This is a genomic window from Micromonospora sp. DT4 (assembly GCF_049841675.1).
Lineage (GTDB): Bacteria > Actinomycetota > Actinomycetes > Mycobacteriales > Micromonosporaceae > Micromonospora.
Map to the genome: position 1 here is coordinate 1 of NZ_JBNCKT010000288.1, position 1326 is coordinate 1326.

Sequence of the window (1326 nt, forward strand, 5' to 3'; positions counted from 1 at the left end):
CACCATCGACATCGCCACCATCAAGATCTGGCTCCGCGACCTCGCCCGCGAAACCTGATCCACAAGACACGGCCTAAGGGGGTGCTCGCGCCGGTGTCAGCCTGCGGCGCGCGACGGTCAGTCGGCGAGCAGGTCGGCGTGTGCGGCGCGCAGCCGCGCCAGGGTTGGATCGCTGCCCGGGACGACGCGGCGGTCCAGCTCGGCCCACACCTCGGCCAGCGCCGCGCGGACCGCGCCCAGCTCGGCGGCGTGCCGCTGGCTGCTGCGACGGTGCTGCTCGTCGAGACGGCGGGCCCAACCCGCGGTGACCGCGGCGAGCCGGTCGGCGTCGGCGCGGGCCTGGGCGCCACTGCGGGCCGCGGCGGCGGGAACAATCGCGGCGACCGGGCGGGGATCGCCGTCGCGGGTGACGACGGTGACCGCGTCGGTCAGCTCGGCCAACGCGACGAGCTGGCTGAACCGGGTGCGCGCCTCACGCAGCGGCACGGAACGCGGCGGGTCGGAATGCGGGGTGAGCGCGGGGACGGCCATGGATGCATGCTGCCGCCCGGGTACGACAGAATTCCGCCGTCGTCAGTGGACGGTGGGTGGCGACGGCGCGGGCGCGGCCAGCCACTCGTCGGCCAGCACCGACCAGACTTCCAGGTCGATGCGGCCGCGCGGGCCCGGGTAGAGCTGGCGCAGGGTGCCGTCGTGGCGCAGGCCGAGCCTGCGGGCCAGTGCGATGCTGCGGGTGTTGGCGGCGTTGGTGCGCCACTCGACCCGCTGGATACCGCGCTCGCGGACCGCCCAGTCGACGATCCGGCGGATGGCTGTGGCCATCATTCCCCGCCCCTGCGCGTCCGGTTCCAGCCAGCAGCCGACCTCGCAGACGCCCAGCGTGACGTCGAACGACACGAACATGACCCCGCCGACCAGGGTGCCGCGCCACCACAGGCCCCAGATGCCGCCGGCGTCGGTGGCCCAGCGGTCGGCGTAGCGCTGCAGGACGGCGCGGGCCGACGGCAGGTCGGTGGCGACGAAGGACGGCGACACCCAGGGGCGAATGTGATCACGCGCCCGGTCCAGGTGGGCGAGGAACTCCTCGGCCCGCCACGGCTCCAGCGGACGCAGCTCGACGTCCTCGTTCAGCGGCAGGACGAACACCGGGCCTCCCCCGAAGTTGGCGACGACGGGTAGCAGCCTTGCACAGGGCCGACTGAGTCCTCAGACCGGCAGGTGCGTCCGCAGGGCGGCGAACTGGGCCACTGTCAGAGACTGTCGGGTAACTGGGTGGGGGCGGAACGTCACGCCGAGACACGTCGATGGAAGGTCCTCGACAAATAG

General features: G+C 73.2%; 2 protein-coding genes. Both read right to left on the reverse strand.

What is annotated here, in order from left to right; translation table 11 throughout:
* Nucleotides 1–117: 117 nt before the first annotated feature.
* Nucleotides 118–531, reverse strand: coding sequence for a type II toxin-antitoxin system Phd/YefM family antitoxin (locus ACLQ24_RS29680; RefSeq protein WP_425895043.1), 414 nt, complete (start codon nucleotides 529–531; stop codon nucleotides 118–120).
* Between the two features lie 42 nt (nucleotides 532–573).
* On the reverse strand, nucleotides 574–1146 hold the full coding sequence (locus ACLQ24_RS29685) for a GNAT family N-acetyltransferase (RefSeq protein WP_425895044.1): 573 nt from the start codon (nucleotides 1144–1146) through the stop codon (nucleotides 574–576).
* Nucleotides 1147–1326: the final 180 nt, after the last annotated feature.

Excerpts from the sequence above, each read along its gene's own strand:
- ACLQ24_RS29680 (WP_425895043.1), bottom strand. The coding sequence starts at position 531 with ATGGCCGTCCCCGCGCTCACCCCGCATTCCGACCCGCCGCGTTCCGTG.